The organism is Jannaschia sp. S6380 (assembly GCF_023015695.1).
Lineage (GTDB): Bacteria > Pseudomonadota > Alphaproteobacteria > Rhodobacterales > Rhodobacteraceae > Jannaschia.
Window position 1 is genome coordinate 1,385,010 of the sequence record NZ_JALKAS010000001.1, and the last position, 17,403, is coordinate 1,402,412.

Below are 17,403 nucleotides of genomic sequence, written 5' to 3' on the forward strand. Positions count from 1 at the left end.
GGCGAATGCCTGCGGATCACTGCTTGGGCAGCAGGACCCGGTCGATGACATGGATCACGCCGTTGGACTGCGCGACATCGGCAATGGTGACGTTGGCAACGCGACCGTTCTCGTCGGTCAGCATGATCGCGTCGCCGTCATAGGTCGCGTCGAGGACACAACCGCCCAGGGTCGGGACCGGATGGCTGCCACCATCATCGTCGATCATGCCGCGGATGGCGCCGGCCATCACGTCGGCGGCGACGACATGACAGGTCAGCACCTGTTGCAACTGGGCCTTGTTCTCGGGGGCAAGAAGGGCGTTCAGCGACGCGTCCGAAATGCGCGCGAAGGCGGCGTCGGTCGGGGCGAACACGGTGAACGGCCCCTCGCCCTGCAGGGTCTCGACCAGGTCGGCGGCCTTGACGGCGGCGACCAGGGTTTCGTGATCGGCCGAGTTGACCGCGTTCTCGATGATGTTGCGATCGGCGAACATTTCGGCGCCGCCGACCATGATTTCGGCCGGCGCGGCCGTGGCGAGGGTCAGGGCCGCTGTGGTGGCGATGGTGAGGGTTTTCATTCTGGTTCTCCCGTTGGTTGGACGACCGGGCCTTTCGCCGCGGTTGCCCATAGACACGGGCGGGACTTGCGCAAGTTTCAGCGCGGTCGAAAAAAGTTTGGTGCGACGGCCATGTCGACCGGTCAGAGCGCCGTCACCGCGCCCACCGCCAACACGTCGCCCGTCGGCGCCCCGGTCGGCGAGCCGCCCGGAGGTTCGTCGCTGATGGCGAGGACGGCGCCCTCGGCGAAACTCGGCGGCAGGGCGACCGTCAGGGTTCCGCGATCGGGCAAAAGGCCCAGCGAAAGCGGCGCGGCCTCGCCGGCGATTAGCCAGACCTCCAGCGCGCGCCCGGACCTTGGACCGCCCTCCAGACGGGTGACGCGCAGTTCGTCGTCATCGGCCAATGCCGAAACCCGCAGCGTCGCGTCCTCGGCCAGGATCTCGGCCCGGAAGTCGGGCGCGAAGACCTGCGACGGCTGCAACAGCAGGAACGCGACCGCAAAGGCGGCGACAGGGCCGCCGAGCAATGCGCCCCAGGCTACCCAGCGGCGACGCCGGCCGCCGGCCTCGAACAGCCGTTCCTCGATCCGGGCACGCAGACGGGGCGGCGGCGCCACGTCGCGACCGACGAGCATCGGAGTGGTGATCTCGATCCAGTCGCGGAAATGCTCGGACAACGCGGGTTCGTCCGGCAGACGGCGCTCCACCTCGGCGGCCTCGTCGGGGTCGAGGAGACCGAGGACATATTCGCCGATCAGGGCATCGTCGTCGTCGATATCGGTCGTATCGGTCATCGCGCCATGCACTCCCGCAGAGCGATGAGGCTGCGCCGGAGCCAGGTCCGCATCGTGTTCAGCGGCACCTCGAACCGTGCGGCCAGGTCGGCATAGGTCTCGCCTTCCAGGTAGGCGCGACGCACGGCCTCCGACCGGCGCGGCTCCAACTCCTCCAGACAGGCGGCGATGGCGCGCGCCTCGCCCCGGGCGACGGCGCCCGCCTCCGGCCCGGGGGTCGCGTCGGCCAGGATGTCGTCGGACGGCATCTCGGCGCGCGCGGCCTCGGCCCGGCGCTTGCGCAGCCGGTCGATGCAATCGTTGCGCGCCACCGTCGCCATCCAGGAAATCGGCGAGAGCCCGTTCGCACGGTAGCGGTCGGCGTTGCGCCAGATCTTGACGTAAATGTCCTGCAAGGCGTCCTCGGCTTCCGCGCGGTTGCCCAAGACACGCAAACAGATCCCGAAGAGTTTCGCCGAGGTCGCGTCGTAGAGCCTGCCGAACGCCTGCCGGTCGCCCAGGGCCGCGCCCGCAAGCCAACGCTCGATCAGTTCGCGTGTGGCCAACGTCCCCTCCCTGCCCCCCGTCGCGCGCGGCCGGGCCACCCCCGCCTTTCCCTTGCGGTCCGTCCCCTTATGTTGCATCCGCACAGGCGGCTGCAAGGAGATCGAGGCAATGGCGGACGGCGCGATGGACATGAACGCGAAACCGACGAAGGACATCTCGGTCCGCGAAGTCTTCGGTATCGACAGCGACATGACCGTCAAGGGGTTCGACGACCCCTCCGAGCGCACGCCCGTCATCGACACGACCTACAAGTTCGACCCCGACACCACGCTGGCGATCCTGGCCGGTTTCGGCTGGAACCGCCGCGTGATGATCCAGGGCTATCACGGCACCGGCAAGTCGACCCATATCGAGCAGGTCGCGGCGCGCCTGAACTGGCCCTGCGTGCGCGTCAACCTCGACAGTCACATAAGCCGGATCGATCTGATCGGAAAGGACGCGATCAAGCTGAAGGACGGCGTCCAGGTGACGGAGTTTCACGAGGGGATCCTGCCCTGGGCCCTGCGCAATCCCGTCGCCATCGTGTTCGACGAATACGATGCCGGCCGCGCCGACGTGATGTTCGTGATCCAGCGGGTGCTGGAGCATGACGGCAAGCTGACGTTGATGGATCAGAACGAGATCATCACCCCCCATCCGTCCTTCCGCCTGTTCGCCACCGCCAACACGGTGGGTCTGGGCGACACGACCGGCCTCTATCACGGCACGCAGCAGATCAACCAGGCGCAGATGGACCGCTGGTCGATGGTGGCGACGCTGAACTATCTATCCCACGATGCCGAGACGATGATCGTCCTGGCAAAGAACGCGAACTACAACAACGAGAAGGGCCGCCAGACCATCAGCCGCATGGTCACGGTGGCCGACCTGACGCGGACGGCCTTCATGAACGGCGACCTGTCGACGGTCATGTCGCCCCGTACCGTGCTGGCCTGGGCCCAGAACGCCGAGATTTTCCGCGACGTGGGTTATGCGTTCCGCCTGACGTTCCTGAACAAGTGCGACGAGCTGGAACGCCAGACCGTCGCCGAGTTCTACCAGCGTTGCTTCGACGAGGAATTGCCGGAGAGCGCGGCGAGCATGTCGCTGGGGTGACACCCTTTTTCGTCATAGCAGCCATTTGGGTCTCGTTTGACGCAATCTGGCTGTTTGACAAGACTGGTTTGAAGAGGACTGCTCCGTCATCCATGACCGGCAGTCAATACAGTCACTTGATACGGCTAAGTTGGGAATGCGCCTTATTGTTCCTGACGGTGTCGATCTGGAGTGCGTTCAATGACTAACAAGCCCACCGATAATCCCGCCGATCCGTTCAAGAAGGCGCTGGCCGAGGCCACCAAGACGATGGCCGACGATCCGGAACTGTCGGTCACCTATTCCGTCGATCCGCCGGGCCGGACGAACGACAGCGTGCGCCTGCCGCAGGTCAGCCGACGCATGACGCGGGACGAGGTGATGTTGGCGCGGGGCACCGCCGACGCCTTCGCCTTGCGTCACCGGCACCATGATGCGGGCGTCAACGCGCGGTATCTGCCGCAGGGCAACATGGCGCGCGAGCTCTACGACGCGATGGAGGTCGCGCGATGCGAGGCCGTGGGCGCGCGCGACATGCCCGGGACCGCCGGGAATATCGACGCCAAGATCGGTGTCGAGGCGGCGCGCAAGGGTTACGGCGATGTCAGCGACAAGGCGCAGATCCCTTTGGCGACCGCTGCGGGATACTGGATCCGGCAGATGGCGACGGGGCGCGGCCTGCCCAAGGGGGCGGACAACGCGCTCGACCTGTGGCGCGGCTTCATCGAGGAGCAGACCGGCGACCGGCTGGACAATCTGCAGGATGTGCTGGGCGATCAACAGGCCTTCGCACGTCTGGCCCGCCAGTTGATCGACGATCTGGGTTACGGCGACCAGTTGGGCGACGACCCCGATCAGGAGGATGAGGACGAGGAGGAGGAAGGCCAGCCCGAAGAGGAGGAGGAGCCCGACTCCACCGGCAGCGACGACGACGAGGAGGATGCCGAGGCCTCGCCCGAACAGAGCCAGGACCAGCAGGACGACCCGAGCCAGGCCCAGGTGTCGATGGACGACATGGCCGACCAGGAGGCGGGCGAGGAAACGGAGATGCCCGATGCGGACGAGGCGATGGACCCGCCGCCGCCCGCCCCCGTCTCGGACGCCGATCCGAACTACACCGTCTTCACCGAGGTGCATGACGAGATCGTGGGCGCCGAGGAACTGGCCGAGCCGGCCGAACTGGAACGGTTGCGCGCCTATCTCGACCAGCAGCTGGAGCCGCTGAAGGGTGCCGTCAGTCGCTTGGCCAACAAGCTGCAGCGCCGCCTGCAGGCCCAGCAGAACCGGTCATGGGAGTTCGATCTGGAGGAGGGCATCCTCGATGCCGGCCGCCTGGCGCGCGTCGTGGCCAACCCGACGACGCCGCTCTCGTTCAAGATGGAGCGAGACATGGAGTTTCGCGACACTTGCGTGACGCTGCTGCTGGACAATTCCGGCTCGATGCGCGGCCGCCCGATCTCGATCGCGGCGATCTGCGCCGACGTCCTGGCGCGCACGCTGGAACGCTGCGGCGTGAAGGTCGAGATCCTGGGCTTCACCACGCGCGCGTGGAAAGGCGGTCTCGCGCGCGAGGATTGGCTGAAGGCCGAGCGCCCCGCCGCACCCGGTCGCCTGAACGACCTGCGCCACATCATCTACAAGTCCGCCGATGCGCCCTGGCGGCGGGTGCGCCCGAATCTCGGGCTGATGATGAAGGAAGGGCTGCTGAAGGAGAACATCGACGGCGAGGCGCTGGAGTGGGCGCACAGGCGCGCGACCGCGCGGCCCGAGGCGCGCAAGATCCTGATGGTCATCTCGGACGGCGCGCCGGTCGATGACAGCACCCTGTCGGTGAACCCCGCGAACTACCTCGAGAAGCACCTGCGCGACGTGATCGCCATGGTCGAGAAACGCCGTGCCGTCGAACTCCTCGCCATCGGGATCGGTCATGACGTGACGCGCTACTACGACCGCGCGGTCACGATTACGGATGTCGAGCAGCTGGCCGGCGCGATGACCGAACAGCTGGCCGCCCTGTTCGACGCCGACCCCCGCGCCCGCGCCCGAGTGATGGGTATCCGCCGCGCCTCCTGACCGCCGGCCGTCAAGGCAGGCAAACCGGCAGCCCCGGAGGTTCCCCCCTCGTGCTAGGGTCGGCCAAGGCCATCCGAGGATTTCGCCCATGCGTCTGCGCGTCTGCACGTTCAACATCGAAAACCTGTTCACCCGCTTCGACTTCGCCGGGTTCGGCGACACGCGGGCGGCGCGCTATCTGCCGCCGGTGGTCCAGTTTCTCGGCGATTTCGGAGATGGCGACCTGTCCAAGTTCCCCGAATTCAAGCGAACCCTCCAGACCGCCGCCATCGCGCAGGACGATGACCACCGACAGCACACCGCGCTGGCGATCGCGCAGGCGGACGCGGACGTGTACTGCCTGCAGGAGGTCGACAGCATCGACGCCCTGACGCGGTTCATGCAGGCCTATGTGCGCAAGATCGGCGTCGATCCCTATCCGAACCTGATCCTGCAGGAAGGCAACGACCCGCGCGGCATCGACGTGGCCGCGATCACCCGCGACATTCGCCCCGCCTATGCCCGCAGCCATGCCGCCCTGACGGTGGGCGACCTGCGGCGCAGCGACATCGGCGCCGCCCTGCTGGACCGCTATCCCCTGGCCGCCGCCGAGGGCCGGGGCGGCGGCCGGATCTTTCGACGCGACTGTCAGGAACTGGAGGTTCTGGTCGGCGACACACGTGTCAGCCTGTTCAACTGTCACTTCAAGTCGATGGGCGGCGGGCGCGAGCGGTCGATGGGACGCCGGCAGTTGGAAGCGATCGCCGTGCGCACGATCGTGGAAGAGAAATTCCCCGATCCGCAGACCGCTCTCTGGGCCGTGTGCGGCGATCTGAACGACTATCGCCAGGTCATCCGCATCTCGAAGGCGGCCGGATCGGCCGAGACCGTTCGCCCGCTCGATGACGATGCGCCTTCGGGCGTCGACCCCTTGCTGAACGGGTTCGGGATCAATCTGCTGGACGTTCTGCCCGCCACCGAACGGTGGACGCACTACTACGCCAGCGCGCGGCACAAGACGCAGCTGGACTACATCATCGCGGGGCCGGTCATGGCCGACAAGGTGCGCGGCGACCCGGTCATCCTGCGCGAGGGCATGCCCCACCGCGTTCCGAACCTGGATGACCCGCGCTATCCCCGCGTGGGCTGGGATCGCCCCAAGGCGTCCGATCACTGTCCGGTGGTGGTGGAGTTCGACATCTGACGCTAGACAGCGGGGCATGTTCCAAACCTTCGACGTCACCGCCCGCCCCGACGCCGCGCCGCCGCGCGTGGCAGCCCTTCGCGCCTGGATGAAGAAAGCGGGGCTGGACGCGTTCCTCGTGCCCCGCGCGGATGCCCATCAGGGGGAATACGTCGCCCCCTGCGACGAACGTCTGGCGTGGATTTCGGGCTTCACCGGGTCGGCGGGCTTCGCCGTGATCCTGGCGGACCGGGCGGCCGTGTTCACCGACGGGCGCTATACGGTCCAGGTCGCCGCGCAGACCGACCCCGCGACGTTCGAGGTGGTCGACTGGCCCACGACCAGGCTGGCCGATTGGCTGCCCCAGGCAATGCCGGATGGCGGGCGACTGGGGTTCGACCCGATGCTGCACAGCGTCGCGGAGTTGGAGAAGATCCGCGCCCTGCCCCGGATCGAGGCCGTGGCGGCGACCAATGGTGTCGATACCGTGTGGACCGACCGTCCTGCGCCGCCGTCCGCGCCGATGTCCGCCTACCCGGTCGAACTCGCCGGGCGCACGGCGCAGGACAAGCGCACCGAGATCGGCGCCGCGATCGCCGAGGCGGGCGCGTCGAGCTTCGTGACCAACCAGCCCGACGCGATCGCCTGGCTGCTGAACATCCGCGGTGCCGACATCGCGCGGACACCAATCGCGCAGGCCTTCGCCGCGATCCATGCCGGCGGGACGGTCGACCTGATCTGCGACCCCGCCAAGGCCGCACCGGTCGCCGATCACCTGGGCGACGGGGTCCGGGTCGTGCCTGCCGGGTCGCTGATGGACCTGCTGGCGGACCTGCCGGCGCGCGCCGGGTACGACCCCACCACCTGCCCCGTCGCAATGTTCGAGGCGCTGGAGGACCCCGTGGCGATATCCGATCCGCTGGCGCTGCCGAAGGCCCGCAAGACCGATGCCGAGATTGCCGCCACCGTCGAGGCGCATCTGCGCGACGGGGCCGCGATGGTGCGGTTCCTGCGCTGGCTGGATGAAGGCCGCCCGGGTGATGCGACCGAAATCGACGTCGTCCGCGCGCTCGAAGGGTTCCGCCGCGACACGAACGCGCTGCGCGACATCAGCTTCGAGACCATCGCGGGGTCGGGCCCGAACGGCGCGATCGTGCATTACCGCGTGAACGAAGAGAGCAACAGGACGCTCGATCGCGACAGTGTCCTGCTGGTCGATTCCGGCGGGCAGTATCTCGACGGCACCACCGACGTGACGCGCACCGTGCCGCTCGGCCAGCCGCCCCGCGACATCGCCCACGCCTTCACGCGTGTCCTGCAGGGCATGATCGCCGTCAGCCGCGCGCGCTTCCCGATCGGCGTGGCCGGCGCGCATCTGGATGCGTTGGCCCGCGCGCCGCTCTGGGCCGAACATCGCGATTACGATCACGGGACGGGCCACGGCGTCGGCGTCTATCTGGGCGTACATGAGGGCCCCGCACGGATCAGCCGGGCCAGCCAGGTGCCGCTGGCGCCGGGGATGATCCTGTCGAACGAGCCTGGCTACTACCGCGCCGGCGAATACGGCATCCGGATCGAGAACCTGGTCGTCGTGCGCGCGGCCGAGCGGCCGGATGGCGGTGACGACCGCCGGATGCTGTCCTTCCGGACGCTCACCTGGGTGCCGATCGACCGGCGACTGATCCTGCGGGAACTGCTTTCGCCGGATGAGCTGGCATGGATCGATGCCTATCACGCCGGGGTCGTCGAACGTCTGTCGGACCGGCTGGATGAGGGCGACATGGCTTGGCTGACCCGGATGTGCGCCCCGCTCTGACCCTTTCGCGCGGGGTGTTCCGCCGCTAGGGTTCGCGCGACCATCGGAGGAGTAGCGCATGGCCAAGATCGACGTGACCCCGGCTTCGGGCAACTGGACCGTCCGGACCGAGGACGGGATCCTGGTGGAAAGCCGCAATGCCATGTCGCTGGCCGAAGGCCACATGGCGCCGGTGATCTACTTTCCGCGGGACGACGTTGCCATGGCCCTGCTGGAGCGGACGGACACGACGACGACCTGCCCGCACAAGGGCACGGCGAACTACTACGCCTATGTCGGGCAATCCGCGCGGATCGAGGACGTGGCGTGGAGCTACGAGTCGGTCGCGAACGACGAGGCCAGGGCGGTCGAGGGGCATCTGGCCTTCTACGGCTCCAAGGTCACGATCGAACAGATCTGAGACCGGCCGCCGCCATGCGCATCAGATGATCCGCTGCGATAGCTCGGACGGGTCGTCCGTCGCGACATGCCAGAAGGCGCGGGCGGGCTCCGGCATCGTCGCCAGGACACGGTCGAGGTCGCGCTGATCGACGCTTCGCCGGACCGCGCGCGCCGTCGCCTCTATGCAGTTCGCGGGCGTCAGATTGTGGTTCGGGCGCAGCGCCTGCGCCTCCGCCGTCAGGGACGCGCGGTCGGCGAAGGGGACGGGCGGCGCTTCGATATCCCAGCCGTGAACGAAGATCGCACGCGGAACGCTTGGCAGCACGCCGGCGAGGGCAATGCCCTGCCGCGGTGTCACGCGTCGGCGGAAAACCAGAAACACGGCCTGCACGGCGGTATAGGCCATGTTGTCGGACCCGAGGCGCATCACGTCCCTTGCATCGGACAGGAACGCAGCCCACTCCTTTGAGGCATGACGATATGTCCACGGCATCGGCATGTCAGTTTTGTCTTACCAGCTTGCCCGGGTTCATCAGCCCGTCCGGGTCCAGCGCTCGCTTGACGGCGCCCATGACGTCCCAGGCGCGACCATGCTCCGCCTCCATCAGGTGCAGCTTGCCCAGCCCCACGCCGTGCTCGCCGGTCGCGGTCCCGCCCAGTTCCAGCGCATGGGTCACCATCGCGTCCGACAGGCGCTTGGCCTCGGCGACCTCCGCCGGATCGGCGCGGTCGACCATCAGAATGGCATGATAGTTGCCGTCGCCGACATGGCCCAGGATCGGCCCATCGAGGGGGGAGGCGTCGATCTCAGCGGTGGCGCGGCCGATCGCCTGACCCAACGCGGAAATGGGAACGCAGACGTCGGTGACTATGGCGGTCGCGCCCGGCCGGGTGGCCAGGATGGTGTGATAGGCGCGGTGCCGCATCGACCACAGGCGGGTCCGATCCTCGGCGCGGGTCGCCCAGCGATAGTCGTGGCCGCCCAGGTCGGCGGCGATCTCGCCGAAGCGGGCGGCATCGGCGGCGACCCCCTCCTCGGTGCCATGAAACTCCAGCAGCAGATGCGGCATCTCGGGCAGTCCGGCATCGTCGGCCGCGTTCAGGATGCGGACGGTGGCCAGGTCGACATATTCCATCCGGGCCGGCGCCAGCCCCATCTGCATGGCGAGAATGACCGCGTCGATCGCGCCTTCGGTCGTATCGAAGCCGCAAACGGCGGCCGAGATCGCTTCGGGCACGCCGTGCAGCTTTAGCGTCAGTTCGGTAATCAGGCCCAGGGTGCCCTCGGCACCGACGAAGAGAGCGGTCAGATCATAGCCGGCGGAGGACTTGGCCGCCCGCGTCCCGGTGCGGATGACCCGGCCGTCGGCCAGGACCACCTCCAGCGCGCGGACGTGGTCGTGCATCGTGCCGTAGCGCACGGCGGTTGTCCCGCTCGCCCGGGTCGAGGCCATGCCGCCCAGCGACGCGTTCGCGCCGGGGTCGACCGGGAACATCAGACCGGTGGCGCGCAACTCGGTGTTCAGTGCCTCGCGCGTGCAGCCCGGCTGGACGCGGACGAGCATGTCTTCGGCCGCCACCTCGAGCACCCGGTCCATGCGCCGGAAGTCGACCGTCAGCCCCCCGCGCGGCGCCGAGGCGTGCCCCTCCAGCGCGGTGCCGGTGCCCCAGCCGATGACCGGGATGCCATGACGCGCGCACACAGCCACGATGGCGGCCACCTCGCCGGTGTCGTCGGGATAGGCCACCGCGTCGGGCGGCATTTCGGGGTGCCAGGTCTCGGATCGGCCGTGCAGGGCCAGATCGCTCTTTCCCGTGGTCAGGCGTTCGCCTAGCATCGAGACCAATTCGGACAGCGCGTCAGCCGGGATCATGGTCCACCTCTTCCTCGTCGGCGCCAAGGGTGCGCGAGGGGCGCGGGAAGGACAAGGAGTGACCGACGCGCCGGCCCCCCGCCCGAACCCGATACTGGCCATGATCCGGCGCAGCTGGGCCCTGATCCGCGAGCAGGGGCCGTCGAAGATCCAGTTCTGGTTCATCGCACTGGCCGTGGGGATCGCGTCGGGCTACGCCGCCGTGGCCTTCATGACAGGGATCGAGGTGCTGCAGACGTTCCTCTACGGCACGGACGATCCGCGCAAGCTGCACTCCTTCGCGGCGACGATGCCCTGGTTCTGGGTGCTGATCCTGCCGGCGCTGGGCGGGTTGATCGTCGGCTGGATCCTGACGCGGTTCACGCCCGACGGGCGCGTGCGGGGGCCTGCCGAGGTGATCCAGGCATCGGCCATGAAGGAGGGCCGGGTGGAGCGGCGTGCGGGCCTCGCGTCGATCGCGGCCTCGCTGATCACGCTGTCCTCGGGCGGTTCGTCGGGGCGGGAAGGACCCGTCGTCCACATGGTCGGCATGATCGCGGGCTGGGTCAGCAACCGGATGAACGCCGACGGGGTCACGGGCCGCGACCTGCTGGGCTGCGCCGTCGCCGCGGGCGTCGCGGCCAGCTTCAACGCGCCGCTGGCCGGCGCCCTCTTCGCGATGGAGGTGGTGCTGCGCCACTTCGCCGTCCATGCCTTCGCGCCGATCACCATCGCGGCCGTGTCCGGGTCGGTCATCAGCCGCATCCATTTCGGCGACCGGACCGAGTTCGTCCTGCCGCAAGAGGGGACGCTGGCATTCTACGTGGAACTGCCGGCGTTTCTGCTGCTGGGGCTGGTCTCGGCGCTGGTCGCCGTCGTGCTTATGCGCTCGGTCTTCCTGGCCGAGGACGTCGCCACGCGCGTGCAGGACCGGCTGTCGCTGCCCGCGATCCTGCGTCCGGCGCTGGCCGGGCTGATGCTGGGGGGGATCGCGATATTCTTCCCCCACATCATCGGCGTCGGCTACGAGACCACCTCGGCGGCGCTGTCGGGCGACCTGCTGCTGTATGAGGCGGTGGTCTTCGCCGTGCTGAAGGTCGTGGCCGTCAGCATCACCATGGGCGGGCGGATGGGCGGCGGCATCTTCAGCCCCGCGCTGATGGTCGGCGCCCTGACGGGGCTGGCCTTCGGCGCCATCGCCACCGCGATATTCCCCGACATGTCCGGGTCCGAGACGCTCTATGCACTTGCCGGGATGGGTGCGGTGGCGGGGGCCGTCCTGGGCGCGCCGATCTCGACCACGTTGATCGTGTTCGAACTGACCGGCGACTGGCAGACGGGGCTGGCCGTGATGGTGGCGGTCTCGATCAGTTCGGCCCTGTCGGGTCGGCTGGTGGACCGGTCCTTCTTCCTGACCCAGTTGGAGCGGCGAGGCATCCACCTGGCCGCCGGGCCGCAGCGATACCTGCTGGCGATGTTCAAGGTCTCGGGGGTTATGAAATCGCCCGATCACCCGCGCGCGCCCTCCGAGGATCGGATCCGCCGCGCGCTCAACGAGGCGCTGTTCGTGGCCCCTGGCGATACGCTGGAAACGGCCATGCCCCTATTCGAGAAATCCGGATCGGATTTCCTGGCCGTGGTCCGACTGAACGACGGCGCACAGCCGCCGGACGTGCTGGGCGTGCTGCTGCATGTCGACGCGCTGCGCGTATTCAACCGCGCCCTGGCGGCCACGGCGGCCGAAGAACATTCCTGATCCGTCGACCTGGAACGCGCGCGTTCTAGATGACGGCCAGACGCAGCCCGGACAAGGTGAGGACCGATGCTCGATCTTTGGTACAAGAATGCCGTCATCTATTGCCTGGACGTCGAGACGTTCATGGACGCGAACGGCGACGGAACCGGCGATTTCGCGGGCCTGACCGACCGGCTTGACCATCTGGAAAACCTCGGCGTCACCGCGATCTGGCTGAACCCGTTCTATCCCACGCCCAATCGCGACAACGGATACGACATCTCGGACTTCTATGGCGTGGACGGACGGCTGGGCAATCTCGGCGCCTTCGTCGAGTTCGCGCGCGCCGCCCGTGCCCGCGGCATGAAGCTGATGGTGGATCTGGTCTGCAACCACACTTCCGTCGACCACCCGTGGTTCCAGTCGGCCCGCGCCTCCGAGGACAGCCCCTATCGCGACTGGTACGTCTGGTCGAAGGAGAAACCCGAGGACATCACCGAGGGGATCATCTTCCCCGGCGTGCAGGAGGCGGTCTGGACCTATGACGACGCGGCGGAGGCATGGTACATGCATCGCTTCTACGCGCATCAGGCCGATCTGAACATCGCCAACCCCGCCGTGCGCGAGGAGATCCTGCGGATCATGGGTTTCTGGCTGGAACTGGGCGTGGAGGGGTTCCGCATCGACGCGGTGCCCTTCCTGATCGAGTACAAGGGCCTGAAGGAGGAGCCGGACCGCGATCCCCTGCTGCTGTCGGAGATGCGCGATTTCCTCGCCTGGCGCAGGGCCGGCGCGATCATGCTGGCCGAGGCCAATGTCGAGCGCGACACCGTCGCCGAGTATTTCGGCGGTCGCGAGTTCGAGGCGGACGAGCGGATGCACCTCGTCTTCGATTTTCCGCTGAACCAGAAGCTATGGCTCGGAATGGTCCGCGGGTCGGCCGCGCCGATCCACGACGCCCTGAAGTCGCGCCCCTCGCCCATGCCTGTGCACGGACAGTTCGCCAACTTCCTGCGCAACCATGATGAGTTGAGCCTGGACAAGCTGACCGAGGCGGAGCGCGAGGAGTGTTTCGAAGCCCTCGCGCCCGAAAAGTCGATGCGCGTCTACGGGCGCGGCGTGCGGCGGCGGCTGGCGCCGATGCTGGACGGCGACCCGGCCCGGCTGGCGCTGGCGCATTCCATCCTGTTCGCGCTGCCGGGCACGCCCGTCATGTGGTACGGCGACGAGATCGGCATGGGCGAACGCCTGGACCTGGACGAGCGCAACCCCGTGCGCACACCGATGCAATGGGCCGACGAGCGGAACGCGGGCTTCAGCCGGACGACCGACGATTTGGTGCGCCCCGTGGTCGAGGACGGCCCGCTTGGATATCACCGCACGAATGTCGCCCGTCAGCGAGAGCGCGCGGGATCGCTGATGGATCGCGTTGCGCAGATGGTGCGAGTGCGGCGCGCCTGCCCGGAATTGGGATGGGGCGAGTGGGATCTGCCCGGCGCGCCCGATCGGGTCCTGGTCCTCCGCAGCCGGTGGCGCGGCAACGCGGTCCTCACATTGCATGATCTGGGCGGCGAGGGTGCCGAGGTCAGACTGGATCTCGGCGACGCCGACCGCCTGACCCCGCTTCTGTCCAGCGCCGAAATGGGCGACACGGTGGACGCCGACGCACCGATCGCGCTGGAACCCTACGGCTATCGCTGGTTCCGCATCGGGGGTGAGCGGCGCTAGCGCGACCCCTGCCCGAAATGCGGCAGGACATCCGCGCCGAACGCTTCCAGAAACGCTTCCTGGTTGGATGCAACGTTGTGGACGTAGATCTCGGCCGCGCCCATCTCGACGAAATCGTTCAGGCGTTCGGCATGCTCCTCCAGGCTGTCGGAAATCAGGACGGCGCCGGCCACGTCGTCGGGGCGGACATGCTCGGTCGCGTCCTCGAACTGCTGCGGCGTGCGGATCTCCCACGGAACGTCACCGCACAGGATGTTGGTGCGCCATTCCCGGAACGCCCCGTCGCGTGCGGCATCGTGCGTCTCATCCCAGGCGATCTTGGCCTGGATGCAGACGGGCTTGCCCTCGCCGCCGCCTTCGCGGAACGCCTCGATCACGCGGCGGACGGGCTCCCGGTCGGCGCTGCCCACTGTGATCAGCGCGTCGGCCCAGGATCCGCACCACCGCGCCGTCGCCTCGGACACGGCGGCGCCGATGATCAGGGGCGGCGTCTCGGGGCGGGTGTAGAGCTTCGCCTCCTCCACCACGATCCGGCCGCGATGCGTCACCGTCTCGCCGGACCAGAGCGCGCGGATCACGTCGACGCATTCCTTCAGATGGGCATTGCGCTCGTCCTTGGCGGGCCAGTTCACACCCGCGATCCCCTCGTTCAGCAGCTGCCCCGATCCCAGCGTCATCCAGAGCCGTTCGGGATACATCGTCGAGAGCGTGGCACCGGCCTGCGCCAGGATCGCCGGATGATATCGCCAGCCGGGGCAGGACACGCTGCGGAAGTCGAGTTGCGTCGCCTCCATCGCGGCACCGAGCCACGACCAGACGAAGCCGGACTGGCCCTGCTCCACCGTCGACCAGGGATGGAAATGGTCCGATGCGGAGGCACAGGTGAACCCGGCCTCCTGCGCGATCCTGGCACAGGATAGAAGCCGCGCGGGCGCGAACTGTTCATGACTGTTGTGATAGCCGATCCGGACCATTGGCGTTTTCCTGTGCGTGGCGGTTGGGAATACAAGGGCTGCGCAAGGCGGGGGGTTCCCTTGCCGCCGCCGCGAACCACCATTGACCCCAGGACCGGACACGACGACGGAGGCGACGATGGCGGACGATACACGCGAGGCCGATTGGTGGCGGGATACGGTAATCTATCAGATCTATCCCCGCTCCTATCAGGACGATGACGGCGACGGCGTGGGCGATCTGCAGGGGATCGCGCGAAGGCTCGATCATCTCGTCGAACTCGGCATCGACGCGGTCTGGGTCAGTCCGATCTACCCCTCGCCCATGGCCGATTTCGGATACGACGTCGCCGACTACACGGGGATCGACCCGCTGTTCGGCACGATGGACGACTTCGACACGCTGCTGGCCGCAGCGCATGAACGGGGTCTGAAGCTGATCCTGGATTTCGTCCCCAACCATTCGTCGGACGCCCATCCGTGGTTCCGCGAGGCGCGGGCATCGCGCGACAATCCCAAGCGCGACTGGTACATCTGGCGCGACCCCGGCCCCGAGGGCGAGGTGCCCAACAACTGGCAAAGCTCCTCCGGCGGGTCCGCCTGGACCTGGGACGCGACGACGGAGCAGTATTACCTGCACACCTTCCTGCCCGAGCAACCGGACCTGAACTGGCGCAACCCGGATGTCCGCGCGGCGATGCTGGCGGCAATGCGCTTCTGGTTCGAGAAGGGCGTCGATGGGTTCCGCCTGGACGTCGTCTATCACTGCATCAAGGACGAACAGTTCCGCGACGATCCGGTCAACCCCGATCACGACGATGAACGGGACCCGCCCTTCGGCGCGGTCATCCCGACCCACAGCACCGACCAGCCCGAAGTGATGCCCCTGGTGATCGAACCGATGCGCGCCCTGGCCGACGAGATGGGCCACCGCCTGCTGATCGGAGAGATCTATCTGCCGCACGCGCGGCTGATGCGATATTATGGCGAGGATGGATCGGGCGTGCAGCTGCCGTTCAATTTCGCCCTGATCTCGGCCGAATGGAGCGCGCCCGCCTTGTGCGAACTCGTGACGGAATACGAGCGCCTGCTACCGAAGGATGGCTGGCCGAACTGGGTTCTCGGCAATCACGACCAAAGCCGGATCGCCACCCGCATCGGACCGGCCCGCGCCGCGATGGCGGCGGTGCTGCTGCTGGCGGGCCTGCGCGGGACGCCGACCATCTACTACGGCGAGGAGATCGGGATGGAGGACGTGGAGATACCGCCCGACCGCATCCGTGACCCTTGGGAGCGGAACATGCCCGGCAAGGGCGAAGGACGCGATCCGTGCCGGACGCCGATGCGGTGGAGCGACAGGCCGAATTCCGGGTTCTGCCCCCAGGACGTCGAACCCTGGTTGCCAATGGGCGATGTGGCGAAGGGGAACACGGTGGATGGCCAGCGGGGCGAGGACGGATCGATGCTGTCGCTCTATCGGGCGTTGCTCGCCTTGCGACGATCCCAGGCGGCGCTGCACGTCGGCGACTACGACACGATCGCGGCGCAGGGCGACCTGCTGCTGATCGTGCGATCCGCGGCAGGGTCACGGCTGGCCATCGTGCTGAACCCGTCGGACGCGTCGGGCGCGGTGGAATTGCCCCCCGGGGCCGGGGACCCGCGCATTCTGCTCAGAACCCAGGCGAACGTCGCGTTGGAGGGTGGGACGCGTTGCACCCTGCCTGCGGGCGCGGCGGCGATCGTCGCCCTCTGACCCGCGTCAGAGGCGGACGGGCGTCCCGCTTTCCAGCGACAGGGCGGCGGCATCGGCCAGAAGCTGGGCGCGAAGCCCGTCGTGGATCGTGGGCTGCGGCGGGCAGCCCTCGCGCAGGGCATCGACGAAATGCGCCATCTCCGCGAGATACGCATCGCGGTAACGTTCCAGAAAGAAATGCTGCGCGGGCGCGCGGGTGAAGCCGGAACCGGTCGCCGCTTCGACCGAATGGTCCCGGATGTTCCCGACCCGCAGCATGCCATCCGCGCCGTGAACCTCGACCCGCTGGTCATAGCCATAGGCGGCGCGACGCGAGTTGGAGATCTGGCAGATCCGGCCGCTGGCCGTGGTGAGGATAGCCGCCGCCGTGTCGACATCGCCCGCTTGCCCGATCGCCGGATCGACAAGGGCGGCGCCGGTGGCGAAGACTTGCACAGGCTCCTCCTCCAGCAGGAAGCGCGCCATGTCGAAATCGTGGATCATCATGTCACGGAAGATGCCGCCCGACGCGGCGATGTAGTCGAGCGGAGGCGGCGCCGGATCGCGCGAACTGATCGTGACGATTTCGACCGCTCCGATCGCGCCCGCGCGCAACTGGCCGCGCAGATGGGCGAAGCTCGTGTCGAAGCGCCGGTTGAACCCGGTCATGAAGGCGATGCCGGATTTCTCCACCGCGTCGATGCAGGTGCGAATGCGGTTGGCGGACATGTCCACCGGCTTTTCGCAGAACACCGCCTTGCCGGCCTCGGCGGCGGCATGGATCAGGTCGAAATGCGTGTCCGTGGGCGTCGCCACGATCACCGCGGCGATCTCCGGGTCGGACATCACCTGGTCGGCGGTCCGAACGGGCGCGCCCGTTCGCGCGGACAGCGCCTCGGCAGCCGCCGGCACGGCGTCGGACACGGCGCCGATCCGCGTGCCGGGCAGGCCCAGAAGGGATCCGGCGTGAACCTGGCCGATGCGGCCGCAGCCGAGGATTGCAAGGGTCGTCATG

At 67.9% G+C, this 17,403-nt stretch carries 15 protein-coding genes; 8 read left to right on the forward strand and 7 right to left on the reverse strand.

Annotated features, from left to right (window positions below; translation table 11 throughout):
• Window positions 1-16: 16 nt before the first annotated feature.
• The 3 genes from MWU52_RS07065 to MWU52_RS07075 form a co-directional block, all read right to left on the reverse strand.
• A complete protein-coding gene (locus tag MWU52_RS07065; protein WP_246950661.1) occupies window positions 17-559 on the reverse strand; it encodes a fasciclin domain-containing protein in 543 nt (180 codons plus the stop codon).
• 122 nt (window positions 560-681) lie between these two features.
• On the reverse strand, window positions 682-1,335 hold the full coding sequence (locus MWU52_RS07070) for an anti-sigma factor (protein WP_246950664.1): 654 nt from the start codon (window positions 1,333-1,335) through the stop codon (window positions 682-684).
• Window positions 1,332-1,880, reverse strand: a complete 549-nt coding sequence (locus MWU52_RS07075) for a sigma-70 family RNA polymerase sigma factor (protein ID WP_246950667.1) — start codon at window positions 1,878-1,880, stop codon at window positions 1,332-1,334. The genes MWU52_RS07070 and MWU52_RS07075 overlap by 4 nt, the downstream gene beginning before the upstream one ends.
• 109 nt (window positions 1,881-1,989) lie before the next feature.
• Here MWU52_RS07075 and cobS point away from each other — a divergent pair, with 109 nt between their 5' ends.
• The 5 genes from cobS (at window position 1,990) to MWU52_RS07100 (ending at window position 8,406) form a co-directional block, all read left to right on the forward strand.
• Complete coding sequence (gene cobS, locus MWU52_RS07080) at window positions 1,990-2,976, forward strand: cobaltochelatase subunit CobS (protein WP_246950670.1); 987 nt, start codon at window positions 1,990-1,992, stop codon at window positions 2,974-2,976.
• Between the two features lie 180 nt (window positions 2,977-3,156).
• Complete coding sequence (gene cobT / locus MWU52_RS07085) at window positions 3,157-5,028, forward strand: cobaltochelatase subunit CobT (RefSeq protein ID WP_246950674.1); 1,872 nt, start codon at window positions 3,157-3,159, stop codon at window positions 5,026-5,028.
• Between the two features lie 88 nt (window positions 5,029-5,116).
• Window positions 5,117-6,211 (forward strand): endonuclease/exonuclease/phosphatase family protein, encoded by a 1,095-nt coding sequence (locus MWU52_RS07090; protein ID WP_246950676.1) that lies wholly within the window; start codon window positions 5,117-5,119, stop codon window positions 6,209-6,211.
• Window positions 6,212-6,227: 16 nt separating this feature from the next.
• Window positions 6,228-8,006 (forward strand): aminopeptidase P family protein, encoded by a 1,779-nt coding sequence (locus MWU52_RS07095; protein ID WP_246950679.1) that lies wholly within the window; start codon window positions 6,228-6,230, stop codon window positions 8,004-8,006.
• Window positions 8,007-8,064: 58 nt separating this feature from the next.
• A complete protein-coding gene (locus tag MWU52_RS07100) occupies window positions 8,065-8,406 on the forward strand; it encodes a DUF427 domain-containing protein (RefSeq protein ID WP_246950681.1) in 342 nt (113 codons plus the stop codon).
• Between the two features lie 21 nt (window positions 8,407-8,427).
• On the opposite strand, the gene MWU52_RS07105 is transcribed toward MWU52_RS07100, so the two are convergent.
• Both MWU52_RS07105 and MWU52_RS07110 read right to left on the reverse strand, forming a co-directional pair.
• A complete protein-coding gene (locus MWU52_RS07105) occupies window positions 8,428-8,886 on the reverse strand; it encodes a DUF2267 domain-containing protein (RefSeq protein ID WP_281493920.1) in 459 nt (152 codons plus the stop codon).
• Between the two features lies 1 nt (window position 8,887).
• On the reverse strand, window positions 8,888-10,261 hold the full coding sequence (locus MWU52_RS07110; protein WP_246950684.1) for an FAD-linked oxidase C-terminal domain-containing protein: 1,374 nt from the start codon (window positions 10,259-10,261) through the stop codon (window positions 8,888-8,890).
• Between the two features lie 100 nt (window positions 10,262-10,361).
• On the opposite strand from MWU52_RS07110, the gene MWU52_RS07115 reads away from it, so the two are divergent.
• Together MWU52_RS07115 and MWU52_RS07120 are read left to right on the forward strand one after the other, a co-directional pair.
• Window positions 10,362-11,996 carry a chloride channel protein gene (locus tag MWU52_RS07115; protein ID WP_246952797.1) on the forward strand — a complete coding sequence of 545 codons (1,635 nt, stop codon included), beginning with the start codon at window positions 10,362-10,364 and terminating at the stop codon, window positions 11,994-11,996.
• A gap of 66 nt (window positions 11,997-12,062) precedes the next feature.
• Window positions 12,063-13,703: an alpha-amylase family protein gene (locus tag MWU52_RS07120; RefSeq protein ID WP_246950686.1), complete on the forward strand. Its 1,641-nt coding sequence runs from the start codon at window positions 12,063-12,065 to the stop codon at window positions 13,701-13,703.
• Here MWU52_RS07120 and MWU52_RS07125 read toward each other — a convergent pair.
• Window positions 13,700-14,677, reverse strand: a complete 978-nt coding sequence (locus MWU52_RS07125) for a TIGR03885 family FMN-dependent LLM class oxidoreductase (protein ID WP_246950689.1) — start codon at window positions 14,675-14,677, stop codon at window positions 13,700-13,702. The genes MWU52_RS07120 and MWU52_RS07125 overlap by 4 nt on opposite strands.
• Window positions 14,678-14,795: 118 nt before the next feature.
• Between MWU52_RS07125 and MWU52_RS07130 the strand changes: the two genes are divergently transcribed.
• The gene (locus MWU52_RS07130; protein ID WP_246950691.1) at window positions 14,796-16,409 is read left to right on the forward strand and encodes an alpha-amylase family glycosyl hydrolase; all 1,614 of its coding nucleotides are present in this window, start codon (window positions 14,796-14,798) and stop codon (window positions 16,407-16,409) included.
• Between the two features lie 6 nt (window positions 16,410-16,415).
• Here MWU52_RS07130 and iolG read toward each other — a convergent pair whose 3' ends face one another.
• The gene (gene iolG, locus MWU52_RS07135) at window positions 16,416-17,402 is read right to left on the reverse strand and encodes an inositol 2-dehydrogenase (RefSeq protein ID WP_246950693.1); all 987 of its coding nucleotides are present in this window, start codon (window positions 17,400-17,402) and stop codon (window positions 16,416-16,418) included.
• Window position 17,403 lies beyond the last annotated feature (1 nt).

What these genes read in the sequence shown, in the direction of transcription:
- MWU52_RS07130 (WP_246950691.1), top strand. Translation starts at nt 14,796, where the DNA reads ATGGCGGACGATACACGCGAGGCCGATTGGTGGCGGGATACGGTAATC.
- MWU52_RS07070 (WP_246950664.1), bottom strand. Translation starts at nt 1,335, where the DNA reads ATGACCGATACGACCGATATCGACGACGACGATGCCCTGATCGGCGAA.
- iolG (WP_246950693.1), bottom strand. Translation starts at nt 17,402, where the DNA reads ATGACGACCCTTGCAATCCTCGGCTGCGGCCGCATCGGCCAGGTTCAC.
- MWU52_RS07095 (WP_246950679.1), top strand. Translation starts at nt 6,228, where the DNA reads ATGTTCCAAACCTTCGACGTCACCGCCCGCCCCGACGCCGCGCCGCCG.
- MWU52_RS07110 (WP_246950684.1), bottom strand. Translation starts at nt 10,261, where the DNA reads ATGATCCCGGCTGACGCGCTGTCCGAATTGGTCTCGATGCTAGGCGAA.
- MWU52_RS07100 (WP_246950681.1), top strand. Translation starts at nt 8,065, where the DNA reads ATGGCCAAGATCGACGTGACCCCGGCTTCGGGCAACTGGACCGTCCGG.
- MWU52_RS07065 (WP_246950661.1), bottom strand. Translation starts at nt 559, where the DNA reads ATGAAAACCCTCACCATCGCCACCACAGCGGCCCTGACCCTCGCCACG.
- cobT (WP_246950674.1), top strand. Translation starts at nt 3,157, where the DNA reads ATGACTAACAAGCCCACCGATAATCCCGCCGATCCGTTCAAGAAGGCG.
- MWU52_RS07090 (WP_246950676.1), top strand. Translation starts at nt 5,117, where the DNA reads ATGCGTCTGCGCGTCTGCACGTTCAACATCGAAAACCTGTTCACCCGC.
- MWU52_RS07125 (WP_246950689.1), bottom strand. Translation starts at nt 14,677, where the DNA reads ATGGTCCGGATCGGCTATCACAACAGTCATGAACAGTTCGCGCCCGCG.
- MWU52_RS07120 (WP_246950686.1), top strand. Translation starts at nt 12,063, where the DNA reads ATGCTCGATCTTTGGTACAAGAATGCCGTCATCTATTGCCTGGACGTC.
- cobS (WP_246950670.1), top strand. Translation starts at nt 1,990, where the DNA reads ATGGCGGACGGCGCGATGGACATGAACGCGAAACCGACGAAGGACATC.
- MWU52_RS07115 (WP_246952797.1), top strand. Translation starts at nt 10,362, where the DNA reads ATGATCCGGCGCAGCTGGGCCCTGATCCGCGAGCAGGGGCCGTCGAAG.
- MWU52_RS07105 (WP_281493920.1), bottom strand. Translation starts at nt 8,886, where the DNA reads ATGCCGATGCCGTGGACATATCGTCATGCCTCAAAGGAGTGGGCTGCG.